Source organism: Thalassobacillus hwangdonensis (assembly GCF_042675915.1).
GTDB lineage: Bacteria > Bacillota > Bacilli > Bacillales > Halobacillaceae > Thalassobacillus_A > Thalassobacillus_A hwangdonensis.
On sequence record NZ_JBHTKL010000002.1, the window covers coordinates 198,710 to 214,307 of the forward strand.

Genomic DNA, 15,598 nt, shown 5'->3' on the forward strand with positions numbered 1-15,598 from the left:
TTCTATCATCCTAGTAACAATCTAGGCTTATTTTGGTTGGTTTATTCGTTTTTCTTTTCATTACCATTGTATCGGTTATACTGAATGTAATATGAAGGTAAAAGGAAGATTATCATGATTAAAGGGATCGGTTTGGATATCGTTGAATTGGATCGAATCAATAAAAGTATAAAGCGAAACGAGCGGTTTCTTCAACGAATATTGACTGAGGAGGAGAGGGGAATTCTTGCCGACCTCCATCAGGAAGCGAGAAGAGTGGAGTTTGTAGCAGGAAGATTTGCTGCTAAAGAAGCTTTTTCGAAAGCGGCAGGAACCGGTATTGGCAAACTCAGCTTCCGGCATATCAATGTTCTTAAGAATGATCAGGGAGCTCCGATTCTTTTTGCTGAAGGGTATGAGGATACCCGAATATGGGTGTCGATTACACATGGAAAAGATCATGCAATTGCACAGGTTATTTTAGAAGAAAAATAGAGTGCTGCATAATTCAACAGGTTGTCTCATATAGTTTAATGCGGGTAGGAGGGAACGATTTTGAATATTGTCACCGCGAAAGAAATGTACGTTTGGGATCGTCAGGCAATGGAAGAAGCCGGCATCGATGGGAAAATACTGATGGAGAATGCTGGACGGGCAGTGGCGCAGAACGTAGAGAAGCTGGTAGATAAGCGGCAGAGGATTCTCGTCCTGATCGGAGCGGGGAATAATGGTGGGGATGGATTCGTCATTGCAAGGACCTTGCTGAATAAGGGGTACACGGTCCGGGCTGTCCAAGTTGTTCCGGATGAGAAGATCAAAGGGGATGCCCTGGCGCATAAGCACATGTTCCTGGCTTCCAATTACCAACTGGAGCATCTGGAGAAATTGTTGGACTTGTTCCAGTCTATCGATCATTCGGATGTCGTCATCGATTCGATGCTTGGCATCGGTGTTGAGGGCAGGCTCAGGTCCCCGATCGACCAGGTTGTCGAGTATTTGAACCAAAGCAAATGCTTGAAAATCGCTGTCGATATTCCATCCGGCGTACCTGCAGATGAAGGAGTGACCGACTTCAGCGGATTGAAGGTGGACCATACCTTTACTATCGCTGCTCCTAAAATCAGTATGTTCATCGAGAAAACGGCTCCCTATTTTGGTGAATGGGAAGTAGTAGAAATTGGACTGCCGACTGCCAAGCTCAAGAAGGCGAAAAGAAAGCTGTGGGAAAAGCGTGATGTCGCTGCAACCTTTCCGCGAAGAAATGCCTATGCGCATAAAGGTGTTCATGGCAAAGCGTTGTTCGTAGGTGGCAGTTTTTCCATGCCAGGCTCGATTGCCATGGCGGCGCGAGCTGGTCTTCGCTCTGGAGCTGGTTTGGCAACGGTCGCTACCGTTGAAAGCGCATGGCCCTCTGTGGCTGCCCATATCCCTGAGGCTACGTACACCCGAGTAGAGGAAGAAGCCGGGAGTATGGTTGGTGTCATCGATTCTGGAATAGAAGGATATGATGCCATTGCGATCGGTATGGGAATGGGGAGAAAGGAAGGGGCAGAAGCGATGCTGCGTAATGTCCTCGAAAAGAGTACATGCCCCGTGTTGATTGATGCGGACGGCTTATATCATGCAAAGCAATTGCTTGATGAAGTAAGCGTCAGGAATGCTCCGGTCATTCTCACACCACACCCAGGCGAAATGGCGCACCTTCTCGGAATCAAGGTACCTGAATTGCTTGCCAGACCATTCGAGTGGTCACAGCGACTAGCTTCCGAACGCGGTGTGTACGTCGTGCTGAAAGGGCCTGCGACAATCATCACCACCCCTGAAGGGACACAGTATGTGGAAACGTCGGGGAATGCAGGACTTGCAAAAGGCGGCAGTGGCGATGTGCTGTCCGGTATCCTGCTTGCGATGATCATGCAGACGTCATCGGTTGCAGATGCATTATGCAATGGGTGCTTCCTGCACGGGAAGACGGCAGAGCGATTGACGGAAGACAGCCACTCACAGGTGGACCTGCTTGCGACGGATGTAGTTGAAGGACTCTCCCAAACCTTACGTACATTTTCTGGTTGATATGGTGAGTACGTTCCCTTTGTCCTCGAAACGAGACAAAGGAGTTGAATTCATTGAAGAAACGTAGTGCAATGATCGTATTCGCCTCACTGATCTTCATCCTGCTCACTGCTTGCGGAGAACAATCCAAGGAGGATGTTGTTCAAAAGCTGGAAGAGCAGGTAGAAAAAATGAGCGGATATAAGACAGATGCCAGCATGACGATGAATACTGGAAAAGAGGAACAGAAATATCATATAGAAGTATGGCATAAGAAAAAAGATTACTATCGTGTGAAATTGAAGCATGATCAGGATGAGCAGGGAAGCCAGATCATCTTAAGAAACAAAGAAGGTGTCTATGTCCTGACGCCTGCATTGAATAAGAGCTTCAAATTCCAGAGTGAATGGCCGGACAACAGCAGCCAGCCGTACCTGTATGAATCTCTGGTCCAGGATATCACCAAGGATTCCGACTCTACATTCGAAGTGATGGACGACTATTATAAGTTCACTACGAAAACGAACTATCAAAATAACAAATCTTTACCGTATCAGGATATCTATTTTGATAAGAAATCCTACCAGCCGGTTCTCGTGAAAGTCTACGATCAGGACATGCAGGCGCTTGTCCAGGTGCAATTCGGCGGCTTCTCTCAAGATCCATCATTCAAGGATGAAGATTTCGATGTGCAGAAAAACATGGCTTCCGCACAGACAGAAGTACCTGTCATGAACATGGAGGGCGAAGAGCAGCCATTCATGGTGCTTTATCCTAACGAAAACATGGGAGCGGAACTTGTAGAAGAGCAGGAAGTAGACCTGGAAGACGGGAAGCGGGTCATTTTAACGTTTGAAGGCGAAAAGAACTTCACGCTGGTTGAAGAAAAAGCCGAAGTTCAAACGACAAATGCAACCACGGCAGTCCCGGTCATGGGTGACCCTGTCCAACTCGAATTCACGGTCGGGAACATGAACAACAACACCCTTGAGTGGAATCACCAGGGGATGAAATTCTACCTTGCAAGTGACGACTTAACTAAAGAAGAGATGATCGCTGTTGCCAACTCTGTCTCTGGAACTGCGATTAAATAAATTCCGTAGATAGCAGGCTCAGAGGGTCTGCTTTTATTTTTTGACCATAGTAACATGTGGAGTCCCATTGCTGTACAGGTAAGAACGGTCCAGGGAAACGACTCACTTTCCGGGGGTGTACGCTGAGCCTCCTCGGACGTACCGTCCTCCGGGGTCTCACCATGTACTTGTCTCCCCCAGGACATTGAATCAGCTCCTTGAGTATGCACCGCACGATGAAAATGCGAATGCATTTTCGAGGATCTCGCCGTTACCCTTCCCCTGCTGTTAAGGAGGATAATGGGACATCATCAACAAATGATTAAGTTAGTAGTCCAAAACAAAAGCGAAAGCAAAACTATATTTGAAGCGAGCAGCTACCTTGGACCGAACTTTTCATACGGGAATGGAATCCAGCTTAACTTGTCGCTTGGTATTTGACAGGTGTGGTCGGTCCATCAATAATAAATGAAAGGAGTTTGAGAGAGGAGATTCATGGTTTGGCAATGCAGACGTTCTATCGCGATTCCTGGGTGGAAGTCCGCCTGGATGCAATCGAGTATAATATTAATCAATTAAAACAACATATTGGTAAAGATAAAAAAATCTACGCAGTCGTTAAAGCCGATGCCTATGGACATGGGGATACACAAGTTGCAAAAGCTGCATTGGATGCAGGAGCTGCAGCCCTGGCAGTTTCCCTGCTGGATGAAGCCATCAGATTAAGAGAGTGCGGGTTTACTTGTCCGATCCTCGTCATGGGCTGGGTCCGGCCGCAGGACGCAAGCATTGCTGCAGAGATGGACATTTCCCTTACGTTTTTCCAGGAAGATTGGATCAAGGAAGTGAAAAACCTCGATCTCGCCAATCCGTTGAAGCTTCATATGAAGTGGGATACAGGGATGGGCAGGCTCGGAATCCGTTCTGTTGAAGAAATGCAGGTCCTTCTCAAAGAGGTGCAAGAGGATGAACGTTTGATATTGGAAGGGATATTCACGCACTTTGCAACAGCGGATGATTCAGATGCTGCCTATTATCAGGAACAGCAGAAACGTTTGGGTGAGATGCTCACAGAGTTTAAAGCTCTATGGCAAGATCAGGTAAACGTCCACACGAGCAATAGTGCAGCAAGCCTTCGCTACCCGGGGAATGAAGAGGATTTCGTACGCTTCGGCATAAGTATGTATGGATTATATCCTTCTCCTGTTGTAAAAGGTGAAAGGCAGATAGAACTCCAACCTGCTTTTTCGCTTCACAGCCGCATCGTCCATGTGAAGAAGCTGAAGGAAGGGGAATGCGTCAGTTATGGTGCAACCTACTGCGCTACAGAGGATACCTGGATTGCCACGGTTCCATTGGGTTACGCAGATGGTTGGATCAGGCGCCTCCAGGGGATCGATGTACTAGTCGATGGTAAGCGGAGACCGATTGTCGGAAGGATCTGTATGGATCAATTCATGATTGAGCTTGATAAGGAATATGATGTGGGGGAGCAGGTCACATTGATCGGCAGGCAGGGAGATGAAGAGATAACAGCTGATGAAGTAGCGGCTTATCTTGATACGATCAATTATGAAATTCCCTGCATGATAAGTGAGCGGGTCCCTAGAGTGTATAAGAGCAACCAGCACATTGTAGACATTGAGAATTCACTCTCCACAAATAGCAGGAAAATGATGTAAGTTCCCTTTTGACGGGATAAATAAACATATATCCGTGAAAAAACTTGAGAACCCCTTTGCAATTGAGGCTTTTCAATGGTAGTATAAAAATGGATATAAAGACTGGTTAGTGAGAGAGTGTGGATGGTGGAGGTGTATGGTTTTGTCCGAAAGCTTGCATGAAGAATTAGTCATCAAACTTCCCAAAAACCTTTTGAATGAGGTCGACCATCTCATTCAACTCGAAAACGGTGATCGGAGCGATTTCATGTATCAAGCAACGAAAATGTACTTGCGTGAAAAGAAAAAGCGCCACATAAGAGAATCCATGCGCAGTGGATATATGGAAATGGCTAAAATCAATCTCAACATTGCTTCGGAAGCTTTTCAAGCTGAAGAGGAGGCAGAGAACACCCTTGAGCGCTTAGTGAGCGGGGTGTGAAGATTTGATAGTCAAAAGAGGGGACGTCTATTTCGCTGATCTTTCCCCGGTCGTGGGGTCTGAACAAGGCGGCGTCCGCCCTGTACTTATCCTTCAAAACGATATCGGAAATCGATTCAGTCCAACAGTAATCGTAGCTGCCATCACTGCACAGATACAAAAAGCGAAACTGCCGACACACGTAGAAATCAACGCAGAGAAATATGGTTTCGAAAGGGATTCTGTCATTCTGTTAGAACAAATCAGAACAATCGACAAACAAAGATTGACTGACAAAATTACAAAACTAGATGAACCTATGATGAAGCGGGTCAACGAAGGCCTGCAAATTAGTCTTGGGTTGGTCGATTTTTAAAAAACTGCTCGAATGGGCAGTTTTTTTGTATTTTTTAGGTTTAGTGTAATTGGAACAAGGGTAAAGGTATCAGTATTTGATTTTCAAAAAATGCCAGGTGGTATATTAATTCTAAAATGTCTGTTAAAATTATATTAGAATAATAGCGTGGAACTCTTTATTTATTGATTATCTTTCTTAAACATGGAAGAATAATTACAACTATAAATTATCAAGAGTGGAAGACGGAGGGGCGAAATGGATACGAAGATTAAGAACATTGTAATGGAAAATAGTAATGATATCGTCAACATGTGGCTGGAGGAAGTGCAGAAAAATAAGAACCAGGATTACATCTCAACCATTTCTGATGAATTATTCGACAGTACGAATCGTGAGTTCGTAAATGTAATTTTCACAAGCATTGAGAAACGCGGTCTTACAACAGAACTGGAGGATTTCTCTGAACGTCTGATCAACCTTGGTTGGCCGTTGAGCTATTTGACAGAGGGGATTCAATCTTTCCGCAGAGTGACCATCGATTTTATACTTAGCAGATCTGAAACTGTCGATTCCGACTATCTATCTGTTGTATTGAGGGCGGTAGATAATTGGGTCGACCCTATCATAAACCGGTTGGTCAACGAGTACTCAGGCAGCTGGGAACATATTGTTTCATTACAGCGGGTCGCATTGCAGGAACTATCTGCTCCACTGATTCCGGTGATGGAGAATGTGACGATCATGCCGTTGATCGGGACCATCGATACAGAGCGTGCAAAATTGATCATGGAAAATCTGCTTGATGGCGTAATCAAACATAATGCAGAAGTCGTGCTGATTGATATTACTGGTGTTCCGGTAGTGGATACGATGGTGGCACACCATATCATCCAGGCCGCTGAAGCGGTCAGGTTGATTGGATCGACATGTATTCTTGTAGGAATCCGCCCGGAAATTGCCCAGACGATCGTCAATCTGGGAATCGATCTTACGAAATTCCCTACAAAAAGTTCGCTTCGCAAAGGATTCCAGTCAGCCTTGGAGCTTACCAACCGCAGAATTGTCGATACAGGTAACGATGAAGACACGATAGAGAATCTGCTTGATTCTCTGGATAGGGAGTGAGTGCGATGAGAATACCTATTTTGAAGCTGCATAATTATTTGTTGATTTCCATCCAGATCGATTTGGATGACCAGACGGCGATCCAGTTCCAGGAAGACCTATTGAGCAAAATCCATGAGAGCGGTGCGACTGGAGTCGTGATCGATCTGACGTCTGTAGATATTATCGATTCATTCATCGCAAAAGTGCTTGGGGACGTCGTGACCATGTCTGACCTTATGGGCGCGAAGGTCGTCATGACTGGCATCCAGCCTGCAGTAGCGATGACGTTGATCGATCTTGGTATTCATATGCAGGATGTTCCTACTGCGTTAGATCTCGAACAAGGGTTGATAAAACTTCGTCAGGAACTGGAGGAGTGAGTATGGACTTCCAATCCTGTGTAAATATAAAGAAGGAGTGGGATATTGTCGGTGCTCGGCAGCTTGGTCGTGATATAGCCAAGAAAATCGGCTTTGGTACAGTCGATCAGGCCAGAATAGCTACCGCGATATCCGAGCTGGCAAGGAACATATACTTGTACGCCGGTAACGGGAAAGTATGCTTCGAAGCCATTGATGATTTGAACCGCAGAGGTTTGAGCATCGCCGCAATCGATTCCGGACCTGGCATTGAAGAGATCAGTATGGCAATGGAGGACGGGTACACCACATCGGGTGGACTTGGTGCCGGATTGCCGGGGGTTAAACGACTGATGGATGAATTCGATATCATTTCAGAGCCTGGAAAAGGTACAGAGATTAGAGTGGTGAAGTGGCTCCGTTAAAAGGGGGTAATGGACGGTGAGTACGCTTAAGTTAGACTTGCAAGATTATAAAGATTTACTGAAAGAATATATACGGACCAAAGATGAGCAGGCGTTATATCAGGCAGAACAATTCAGTAAACATTCGATGCAGCATAACATCTCTCCGGAAGAAATCATCAACACCCATATCCAGTCCATGCAGGACCTATTCCCGGATTTACCGGATGATATTCAATCTGCGATGGATTTCCTGCTGGAGACGATGGTTTCCTACGGTCTAGCCTATCAGGAGCATCGAGCGCTGAGAGAAAGGCAACTGGAGCTTAAATCTGAGCTCTCCGTAGCGGCGAATATGCAGAAGACACTGTTGAAAACCTATAAGCCGGTCACGGAAGGTCTGGAAATTGGTGCGCTGAGTGTGCCTGCAAAGCAGATGAACGGGGATTACCATCATTTTGTTCATGATAATGAAGGTTCATTGGGGATCGCAATTGCCGATGTCATCGGTAAAGGTGTCCCAGCAGCATTGTGCATGTCCATGATCAAATATTCGATGGATAGTTTTCCGGAGCGCCAGATGGTGCCATCTACAGTGCTGGAAAACCTTAACCGTGTTGTCGAGCGTAATGTTGATCCGAGTATGTTCGTAACGATGTTCTACGGTCTGTACAATAAAGAAGAACATATGTTTTATTATTCTTCTGCAGGCCATGAGCCTGGATTCTACTATGACCATTCTGAAAATACCTATCATGAAATCGATGCTTCAGGACTTGTGTTGGGCGTTGCTCCTGAAACAGAGTATAAGCAATATGAAAAGAAGATCGATGAAGGGGATATGGTCATCCTGCTGACAGATGGTGTTACAGAGTGCAGACAAGGGGACAGGTTCATCGAAAGAGAAGAAGTCCTTGATATAATCAAAAAATATGCACACCTTGAAGCGCAGCAGATCGTAGAGCAGGTATATAAACATTTTGAAAAACTGCAGGACTTCCAATTGAGGGATGATTTTACACTGATTATTCTGAGGAGAAATGTTTGACTGGTTAACAATAAGGGTAATTCCTTCGTGTACCTATATACTTTACGAAAACATGGATGAGGGGGAAAAGGTATGAATCTGACGATTGATGTGACGAATAAAGAGCGCGTTTCGATCGTATCACTTGCTGGTGAAATCGATGCGTTTACTGCTCCTAAGTTAAAAGAGACATTACTGCCACTTACGAAAGAAGATGGCAAAACGATAGAAGTTGACCTTCAGGAAGTGAATTATATGGATAGTACAGGTCTTGGTGTGTTTATCAGTGCCCTTAAGTCAACGAAAGAAAATGACACAGAGCTGAAGCTGGTGCACATGCAGGAACGTGTTTACCGACTGTTCAAGATCACCGGTCTGACGGAAATCATCAACATCGACTCTACGGTGCGAGGTGGAATGTAATTATGGAACCATTTGATTTTGTTGAAGTCAAGGTGCCCGCTAAGGCTGAATACGTAGGCGTCGTAAGACTGAGCATATCCGGAATTGCCAACCGAATGGGCTTTTCATATGAGGATATTGAAGATTTGAAAGTAGCCATTTCCGAAGCCATTACCAATGCAGTGAAGCATGCATATAAAGAAGACGACGATGGTGAGATCACCATTGGATTCGGTGTATATGAAAATCGATTGGAAATCATGGTAGCCGACCACGGAGGAAGCTTCGATCTGGCCCAGGTGAAAGAAGATATCGGGCCGTATAAGCAAGATGATTCGATTGAAGACCTGCGCGAGGGAGGTTTCGGACTGTTCCTGATTGATGCCTTGATGGATAAGGTGGAGATCAACAGCAAGTATGGAGTTATTGTCCTAATGACAAAATACCTGCATGAAAATGAGGTGGGTCTTGATGACGACCAAATCTCAACCACACAATAATAAGCGTGATGATGAAGTATATGAGTGGATCGCTTATCTTCAGGAGAATCCTAGGGATGAAGTGATTCAGGAAAAAATCGTTCTCGTCTACAAGGATCTGGTTGAATCCATTGCGAGAAAGTACTCAAAAAACAGCACGATTCATGAGGACCTCGTTCAGGTAGGGATGCTTGGTCTGCTGGCAGCGATACGACGTTACGATGCAACTTTCGGAAAGTCTTTCGAGTCATTTGCCATACCCACGATCATCGGTGAAATCAAGCGTTTCATCCGTGATAAGACGTGGAGTGTCCATGTTCCTAGAAGAATCAAAGAACTTGGACCCAAAATCAAAAAGGCGGCAGAAGAGCTGACGACGATGCTGCAGAAGTCTCCTTCCGTAGCGGAAATCGCAAATTACCTGGAAGTTTCCGAAGAGGATGTACTGGAAACGATGGAAATGGGTAAAAGCTACAAAGCCCTATCCGTGGACCGGAAAATCGAAGCAGATTCTGATGGTAGTACAGTTACGATTCTGGATCTCGTCGGCAGTCAGGAAGACGGTTACGACCAAATCGATCAGCAGATGCTCCTTAAGAAGGTGCTGCCGATTCTTTCCGAACGGGAACAGGAAATTCTGCAATGCACATATTTTGAAAATATGAGTCAGAAAGATACAGGTGAGCGGTTGGGAATTTCCCAGATGCACGTATCCAGGTTACAGCGACGAGCGTTGAGAAAACTGCGTGAAGCCCTGCAAGCAGAATCGACGGAGGCTTTCTATTGAGCGAACAACCTTCTAAACGATTGAATGTACAAAGTTTTCAAAAGGCGAAGAAAGGTAACTATTATTGCGGGGATAGTTACTTTTACAAAGAAACCGAGGATGCGTTCGTTTGTGCGCTTGCAGATGGACTTGGCAGTGGTGAACTTGCGATGGATTCGTCGAAGGCAGTCATAAAGACGATCGAAGACAATCCGGAGCTGGAGATCGAGCCACTGATCAATAAATGTAATGAATCGTTAGCTGGAAAGCGTGGCGTAGTATTGGGGATTCTTCGTATTGAATTCAAATCCAATACGTATTCTTATTCTTCGATCGGCAACATAGGGATCATGATGATTACTGGTGACGGTGTGAAGAAGAGGAATATTCCACAGGCAGGCTACCTTTCCGGATTTCCGAGGAAGCTTGGTATCATGCGAGGGACACTGACTCCTAACATGATGTTCATTATGTTTTCAGATGGGGTGGACGACCGCCAACTGTCCTCGGGATTATTCAAAAATGGTGATCCATCCAGAATCATCGATCAATTCAAGAATGATAATGCGAAATTACGACAAGACGACACCACGTTGATTGCAATTAAATACGATTAGAAAAGATCTTATCTTTCAATGGATAAGGTCTTTTTTAATTGTCCGGATACCGTCCCTTCCCATCTTCGTTGCTTGTACCTATATGCGGAAAGAAGCGCGTTTTGATAGAATGGAGAATAGTTGAAAGTTCAAGGAGGTACTACATTGTCAGAAAACTTTAACCAAGAAATCCTGCTATGGGTTTCCAAAGAAACTCAAGTTTCACATAAAGCAATTGAAAAAGTCATCACCATGCTTGAAGAAGGAAATACTGTTCCGTTCATAGCCAGATACCGTAAAGAGATGACAGGTGGACTTGATGAAGTGCAGATTAAATCCATCGAGGACAAATGGAACTATGCGCAAAATCTGAGCCAACGTAAAGAAGAAGTCATCCGATTGATCGATGAACAGGGAAAACTGACAGATGAATTGAGAAATGAAATAACGAAAGCGACACAACTGCAAAAAGTGGAAGACCTTTACCGTCCATATAAACAGAAGCGACGCACTCGAGCTACGATCGCTAAAGAAAAAGGACTGGAGCCACTGGCTGAAAAGGTCTGGAAGCAAGATAGAATCCAGCTGGAGGAAGAAGCATCGAAATATCTTTCGGATGAGCATGAACTTCAATCAGTGGAGGATGTACTTAGTGGTGTAAATGACATCATTGCCGAATGGATTTCAGATGACCCTGACTTCCGTGAATTCATCCGTAATAAAACCTTCACGGCTGGCAGCATCCAATCCGCCGTCAAGAAGGAAGAAAATGATGAAAAAGGTGTCTTTGAAATGTACTACGAATATCAGGAGCCTGTTCGCGCTGTTGCATCCCACCGGGTACTTGCGCTGAACCGGGGTGAAAAAGAGGACGTACTGAAAGTTTCGGTCCAGCCACCTGAAGAAACAATCGTAAGCCACCTGAGCAGAAAAGTGATCAAGCGCCACGCGCAGGAAGACGTGCGCCAACTACTACAGACTGCGATTGAAGACAGCTATAAGCGTTTGATCCAGCCATCTGTAGAACGCGAAATCCGTAATGCACTTTCTGAAAAGGCGGAAGAACAAGCGATTGAGGTATTCTCGAAAAATCTGAGGAGCCTGTTGCTGCAGCCACCGTTGAAAGGAAAAACGGTTCTTGGTGTAGACCCTGCATTCCGGACAGGGTGCAAGTTGGCAGTCATTGATGAAACGGGAAAAGTACATGCGATTTCAGTGATGTATCCGACAGCACCTAGAAAAGATGTAGCAGGAGCTGAAAAGCAGGTTCTGGACTATATGAAGAAGTATCCGATCGAATTGATCGCTATCGGTAATGGCACAGCTTCCAGAGAAACGGAGCAATTCATTGCCGAACTGATCCAGAAGCATAGTGTTGATGTCCCTTATATGATCGTCAATGAGGCTGGGGCGAGTGTGTATTCAGCATCCAAGCTTGCCAGAGAAGAATTCCCTGACTTGCAAGTGGAAGAACGCAGTGCCGTTTCCATTGCAAGACGTGTACAGGATCCATTAGCGGAACTTGTAAAAATCGACCCGAAATCAATCGGAGTGGGACAGTATCAGCATGACGTCAGCCAAAAGCGCTTGAACGAATCATTAAGCTTCGTTGTAGAAACGGCCGTGAACCAGGTGGGAGTGAACGTAAACACAGCCTCCGGTTCGTTACTTCAATATGTATCCGGTTTAAGTAAGACGGTTGCCAACAACATTATCAAGAAGCGCGATGAAGTTGGTAAATTCACGACTCGGAAGCAGTTGAAAGACATTCCACGCCTTGGAGCGAAAACGTATGAACAGAGTATCGGATTTCTGCGCGTCGTGGACGGGGAAGAGGCCTTCGACCGTACACCGATCCACCCCGAAAGCTACAAAGCAGCAAGAACGATTCTTGATATGGTTGGAATGAGTGTTTCCGATTTAGGTACATCTCCTTTGGCGGACAAGCTGAAAGAGCTTGACGAAACAGCCACTGCCGAAAAGCTTGCTATCGGAGTACCGACACTGCAGGATATCATCAAATCCCTTAGCCAGCCTGGGCGGGACCCGCGTGATGATCTACCTAAACCATTATTGAAAAAGAATGTACTATCAATGGAAGATCTTAAAGAAGGAATGGAACTGGAAGGAACGGTCAGGAATGTTGTCGACTTCGGTGCATTTGTCGATATCGGAGTAAAACAGGATGGGCTTGTCCATATTTCCAAACTGGCCAACCGTTATGTGAAGCATCCGATGGACGTAGTATCCGTTGGAGACGTCGTGACGGTATGGGTCGAACAGGTTGATGTGAACAAACAACGGATCGCACTTACAATGGTGAACAAATAAAACGAACAAAAAAGATACCAGTGCTCTTTTGCTTCTGGTATCTTTTATTTATACTTTATGAGAGTTTACTTCTATTGTATAAGAAACACTGAGGCTTTGGTGATAAGTACTGGACGACAAGCTAATATTCCTTTTTATAAAAGAACCAACACTGGTTCAACATTTTGATCTGATACTTATCTTTGTGATAAAAAGCGTTGCTCATTTGCTTTTTTAACCAACCCGGCATAAGAAAACCCCTCCTTGGTAATAAAAGCTGCTGGGATAGCTTATGCAGAAAACGAAAGGAGTGTGAGTGATATGGAACAAATGACGAACGAAGAATTGCAAACATTGACGAACGAGCTTTCGATGACTTACTTTGATAAAGCCTTTATGGATGAAGTACGTTTCAACGGTCGTCTAAGAACGACTGGAGGGAGGTATATTCCATCGGAACGTGTGATCGAACTTAATCCAAAGTATTTGAAGGAACTCGGCAAAGAAGAATTCATCGGGATCATCAAACATGAGTTATGCCATTATCATTTGCACATTGAAGGGAAAGGATTCAATCACAGAGATAAAGATTTCAGGGAACTGATGGAACGGACAGGTTCACCGAGGTTCTGTTCTCCTTTACCATCTCAGCGAGCTAGAAGGAAGCAAGTCTACCAGTGTACAGCCTGTGGTCAGCTGTTTCATCGAGTGAAGAGAATCGATACGAAGCGCTATCGCTGCGGGAAGTGCAGAGGAAAGTTGAAAAAGGTTTAAATAATTATTGACGAAAGATTAAGCGCATGTTAAATTAAATAAGCCTTGAAAAAAGCGCAGCAAATCAAACGCTTTTCTCCGAAAAAAAGGTTTGACAAGCTACGTAAGATGTTATAATATATTTATCGTCGCTGTTAAACAAGCTTTGCTATTTCAAGCCATATAAACAGGATGCTAAAGATTGATGATATACTGAACAACATTATTCCACCGTAGCGAAGCCGTAAACACCTTGAATTCACTTCAATGTAGGCTTTGCGAGGAGTACAACAGTACACATGATGCCGGAGAGTATAACAAAGGTGTTGTACGACGAGCATAAACTTAGGTTGTAGCTCAATGATATCCTTAATAACATTATTCCACCGTAGCTCAGTGGTAGAGCAATCGGCTGTTAACCGATCGGTCGCAAGTTCGAATCTTGCCGGTGGAGCCAGTGGAGAAGTACTCAAGTGGCTGAAGAGGCGCCCCTGCTAAGGGTGTAGGTCGCGCAAGCGGCGCGAGGGTTCAAATCCCTCCTTCTCCGCCATTTCAAATTCCAACGTGGCCCGTTGGTCAAGCGGTTAAGACACCGCCCTTTCACGGCGGTAACACGGGTTCGAATCCCGTACGGGTCATTTCTCAATTACATAGGTCCGGTAGTTCAGTTGGTTAGAATGCCTGCCTGTCACGCAGGAGGTCGCGGGTTCGAGTCCCGTCCGGACCGCCACTTTCATTAAAACGTTGGGCCATAGCCAAGCGGTAAGGCAACGGGTTTTGGTCTCGTCATGCCCAGGTTCGAATCCTGGTGGCCCAGCCATCATCTTTCAAAAAAAGATGTTGACAACCAAGGTAATCCCATATAGAATGGTTCTTGTTGCTTTAAAAAACATAACGATCATAGCCTTATTAACAAACACCTTTTTAACAAGAGCCATTAGCTCAGTTGGTAGAGCATCTGACTTTTAATCAGAGGGTCGGAGGTTCGAATCCTCCATGGCTCACCATTTTGGATATGCGGGTGTGGTGGAACTGGCAGACACGCTAGACTTAGGATCTAGTGCCTTACGGCGTGGGGGTTCGACTCCCTCCACCCGCACCATTAATTATTGCTGTGAACATCACGGCATTTTATTTTTGCTTTTTACAGCATGATGCGGTCGTGGCGGAATCGGCAGACGCGCTAGGTTGAGGGCCTAGTGGGAGTTAATCCCGTGGAGGTTCAAGTCCTCTCGGCCGCACCAAAAAAAGTTCAAAAAAACATTGACTCAATAAACTGACTGTGTTAAATTAGAATATGTCGCTTCAATCAAGCGCCCGTAGCTCAATTGGATAGAGCGTCTGACTACGGATCAGAAGGTTAGGGGTTCGACTCCTCTCGGGCGCGCCATTCTACGGGAAGTAGCTCAGCTTGGTAGAGCACTTGGTTTGGGACCAAGGGGTCGCAGGTTCGAATCCTGTCTTCCCGACCATCGAAATTACATAACTACTTACATATAATGTGGTTATTTAAAACTTAACATGCGGGTGTAGTTTAGTGGTAAAACCTCAGCCTTCCAAGCTGATGATGAGGGTTCGATTCCCTTCACCCGCTCCATTAAATCATCGGGGCCTGTAGCTCAGTTGGTCAGAGCGCACGCCTGATAAGCGTGAGGTCGGTGGTTCAAGTCCACTCAGGCCCACCATGATTCAAAATTGATCTTTGAAAACTGAACGAACCAACCAGTACGTCAATTACGTTTCTTCATTATATGAGGAAACGAAAACAAAGCACTTTCGAGTGCATTTTTATGAGCTAATCAACTCAACTTTTATGGAGAGTTTGATCCTGGCTCAGGACGAACGCTGGCG

Annotated in this window: 17 protein-coding genes and 12 tRNA genes; 28 read left to right on the forward strand and 1 reads right to left on the reverse strand. The window is 45.2% G+C overall.

The features are described 5' to 3' along the window. Positions 1-114 precede the first annotated feature (114 nt). The 15 genes from acpS to ACFQ2J_RS09020 all read left to right on the forward strand — a co-directional run bounded on the left by acpS (position 115) and on the right by ACFQ2J_RS09020 (position 13,015). Positions 115-474 carry a holo-ACP synthase gene (gene acpS / locus ACFQ2J_RS08950; protein ID WP_386058980.1) on the forward strand — a complete coding sequence of 120 codons (360 nt, stop codon included), beginning with the start codon at positions 115-117 and terminating at the stop codon, positions 472-474. 60 nt (positions 475-534) lie between these two features. Beyond that, complete coding sequence (locus ACFQ2J_RS08955) at positions 535-2,052, forward strand: NAD(P)H-hydrate dehydratase (protein WP_386058983.1); 1,518 nt, start codon at positions 535-537, stop codon at positions 2,050-2,052. Between the two features lie 53 nt (positions 2,053-2,105). Then, positions 2,106-3,125: a LolA family protein gene (locus ACFQ2J_RS08960; RefSeq protein WP_386058986.1), complete on the forward strand. Its 1,020-nt coding sequence runs from the start codon at positions 2,106-2,108 to the stop codon at positions 3,123-3,125. A gap of 485 nt (positions 3,126-3,610) precedes the next feature. Beyond that, entirely contained in the window at positions 3,611-4,786 is a 1,176-nt protein-coding gene (gene alr, locus ACFQ2J_RS08965; RefSeq protein WP_386059055.1) for an alanine racemase, read from the forward strand. Positions 4,787-4,922: 136 nt separating this feature from the next. Then, positions 4,923-5,207 (forward strand): CopG family ribbon-helix-helix protein, encoded by a 285-nt coding sequence (locus ACFQ2J_RS08970; RefSeq protein WP_386058989.1) that lies wholly within the window; start codon positions 4,923-4,925, stop codon positions 5,205-5,207. 4 nt (positions 5,208-5,211) lie between these two features. Then, positions 5,212-5,562 (forward strand): type II toxin-antitoxin system PemK/MazF family toxin, encoded by a 351-nt coding sequence (locus ACFQ2J_RS08975; RefSeq protein ID WP_386058991.1) that lies wholly within the window; start codon positions 5,212-5,214, stop codon positions 5,560-5,562. Between the two features lie 237 nt (positions 5,563-5,799). Beyond that, positions 5,800-6,669, forward strand: a complete 870-nt coding sequence (locus ACFQ2J_RS08980; RefSeq protein WP_386058994.1) for an RsbT co-antagonist protein RsbRA — start codon at positions 5,800-5,802, stop codon at positions 6,667-6,669. 5 nt (positions 6,670-6,674) lie between these two features. Next, positions 6,675-7,031 carry an STAS domain-containing protein gene (locus ACFQ2J_RS08985; protein ID WP_386058997.1) on the forward strand — a complete coding sequence of 119 codons (357 nt, stop codon included), beginning with the start codon at positions 6,675-6,677 and terminating at the stop codon, positions 7,029-7,031. A 2-nt stretch (positions 7,032-7,033) separates the two neighbouring features. After that, on the forward strand, positions 7,034-7,435 hold the full coding sequence (locus ACFQ2J_RS08990) for an anti-sigma regulatory factor (RefSeq protein WP_386059000.1): 402 nt from the start codon (positions 7,034-7,036) through the stop codon (positions 7,433-7,435). 16 nt (positions 7,436-7,451) lie between these two features. Beyond that, positions 7,452-8,462 (forward strand): PP2C family protein-serine/threonine phosphatase, encoded by a 1,011-nt coding sequence (locus ACFQ2J_RS08995; RefSeq protein WP_386059003.1) that lies wholly within the window; start codon positions 7,452-7,454, stop codon positions 8,460-8,462. 72 nt (positions 8,463-8,534) lie between these two features. Next, positions 8,535-8,864 carry an STAS domain-containing protein gene (locus ACFQ2J_RS09000; RefSeq protein ID WP_386059006.1) on the forward strand — a complete coding sequence of 110 codons (330 nt, stop codon included), beginning with the start codon at positions 8,535-8,537 and terminating at the stop codon, positions 8,862-8,864. A 2-nt stretch (positions 8,865-8,866) separates the two neighbouring features. After that, entirely contained in the window at positions 8,867-9,343 is a 477-nt protein-coding gene (gene rsbW, locus ACFQ2J_RS09005) for an anti-sigma B factor RsbW (RefSeq protein WP_386059009.1), read from the forward strand. Beyond that, positions 9,315-10,109, forward strand: a complete 795-nt coding sequence (gene sigB, locus ACFQ2J_RS09010) for an RNA polymerase sigma factor SigB (RefSeq protein WP_386059011.1) — start codon at positions 9,315-9,317, stop codon at positions 10,107-10,109. Before rsbW ends, sigB begins: the two co-directional genes overlap by 29 nt. Continuing rightward, complete coding sequence (locus ACFQ2J_RS09015; RefSeq protein WP_386059014.1) at positions 10,106-10,705, forward strand: SpoIIE family protein phosphatase; 600 nt, start codon at positions 10,106-10,108, stop codon at positions 10,703-10,705. The genes sigB and ACFQ2J_RS09015 overlap by 4 nt, the downstream gene beginning before the upstream one ends. A 144-nt stretch (positions 10,706-10,849) precedes the next feature. Continuing rightward, complete coding sequence (locus tag ACFQ2J_RS09020; protein WP_386059017.1) at positions 10,850-13,015, forward strand: Tex family protein; 2,166 nt, start codon at positions 10,850-10,852, stop codon at positions 13,013-13,015. 121 nt (positions 13,016-13,136) lie between these two features. Here ACFQ2J_RS09020 and cmpA read toward each other — a convergent pair whose 3' ends face one another. Then, entirely contained in the window at positions 13,137-13,244 is a 108-nt protein-coding gene (gene cmpA / locus ACFQ2J_RS09025) for a cortex morphogenetic protein CmpA (RefSeq protein WP_386059020.1), read from the reverse strand. A 71-nt stretch (positions 13,245-13,315) separates the two neighbouring features. Here cmpA and ACFQ2J_RS09030 point away from each other — a divergent pair, with 71 nt between their 5' ends. The 13 genes from ACFQ2J_RS09030 to ACFQ2J_RS09090 all read left to right on the forward strand — a co-directional run bounded on the left by ACFQ2J_RS09030 (position 13,316) and on the right by ACFQ2J_RS09090 (position 15,432). Continuing rightward, complete coding sequence (locus ACFQ2J_RS09030; protein WP_386059023.1) at positions 13,316-13,768, forward strand: SprT family protein; 453 nt, start codon at positions 13,316-13,318, stop codon at positions 13,766-13,768. 361 nt (positions 13,769-14,129) lie between these two features. Further along, positions 14,130-14,204, forward strand: a tRNA-Asn gene (locus ACFQ2J_RS09035). Between the two features lie 2 nt (positions 14,205-14,206). Continuing rightward, positions 14,207-14,297, forward strand: a tRNA-Ser gene (locus ACFQ2J_RS09040). A gap of 16 nt (positions 14,298-14,313) precedes the next feature. Then, positions 14,314-14,385: transfer RNA gene (locus ACFQ2J_RS09045), tRNA-Glu, on the forward strand. A 15-nt stretch (positions 14,386-14,400) separates the two neighbouring features. Then, a tRNA-Asp gene (locus ACFQ2J_RS09050) sits at positions 14,401-14,477 on the forward strand. Positions 14,478-14,492: 15 nt separating this feature from the next. After that, positions 14,493-14,567, forward strand: a tRNA-Gln gene (locus ACFQ2J_RS09055). 111 nt (positions 14,568-14,678) lie between these two features. Then, positions 14,679-14,754: transfer RNA gene (locus ACFQ2J_RS09060), tRNA-Lys, on the forward strand. Between the two features lie 10 nt (positions 14,755-14,764). Beyond that, positions 14,765-14,849 (forward strand) — tRNA-Leu (locus ACFQ2J_RS09065). Between the two features lie 54 nt (positions 14,850-14,903). Continuing rightward, positions 14,904-14,991: transfer RNA gene (locus tag ACFQ2J_RS09070), tRNA-Leu, on the forward strand. A 69-nt stretch (positions 14,992-15,060) separates the two neighbouring features. After that, positions 15,061-15,137: transfer RNA gene (locus tag ACFQ2J_RS09075), tRNA-Arg, on the forward strand. A 5-nt stretch (positions 15,138-15,142) separates the two neighbouring features. Beyond that, positions 15,143-15,219, forward strand: a tRNA-Pro gene (locus ACFQ2J_RS09080). 51 nt (positions 15,220-15,270) lie between these two features. Then, positions 15,271-15,344: transfer RNA gene (locus tag ACFQ2J_RS09085), tRNA-Gly, on the forward strand. Between the two features lie 11 nt (positions 15,345-15,355). Then, a tRNA-Ile gene (locus ACFQ2J_RS09090) sits at positions 15,356-15,432 on the forward strand. Positions 15,433-15,598: the final 166 nt, after the last annotated feature.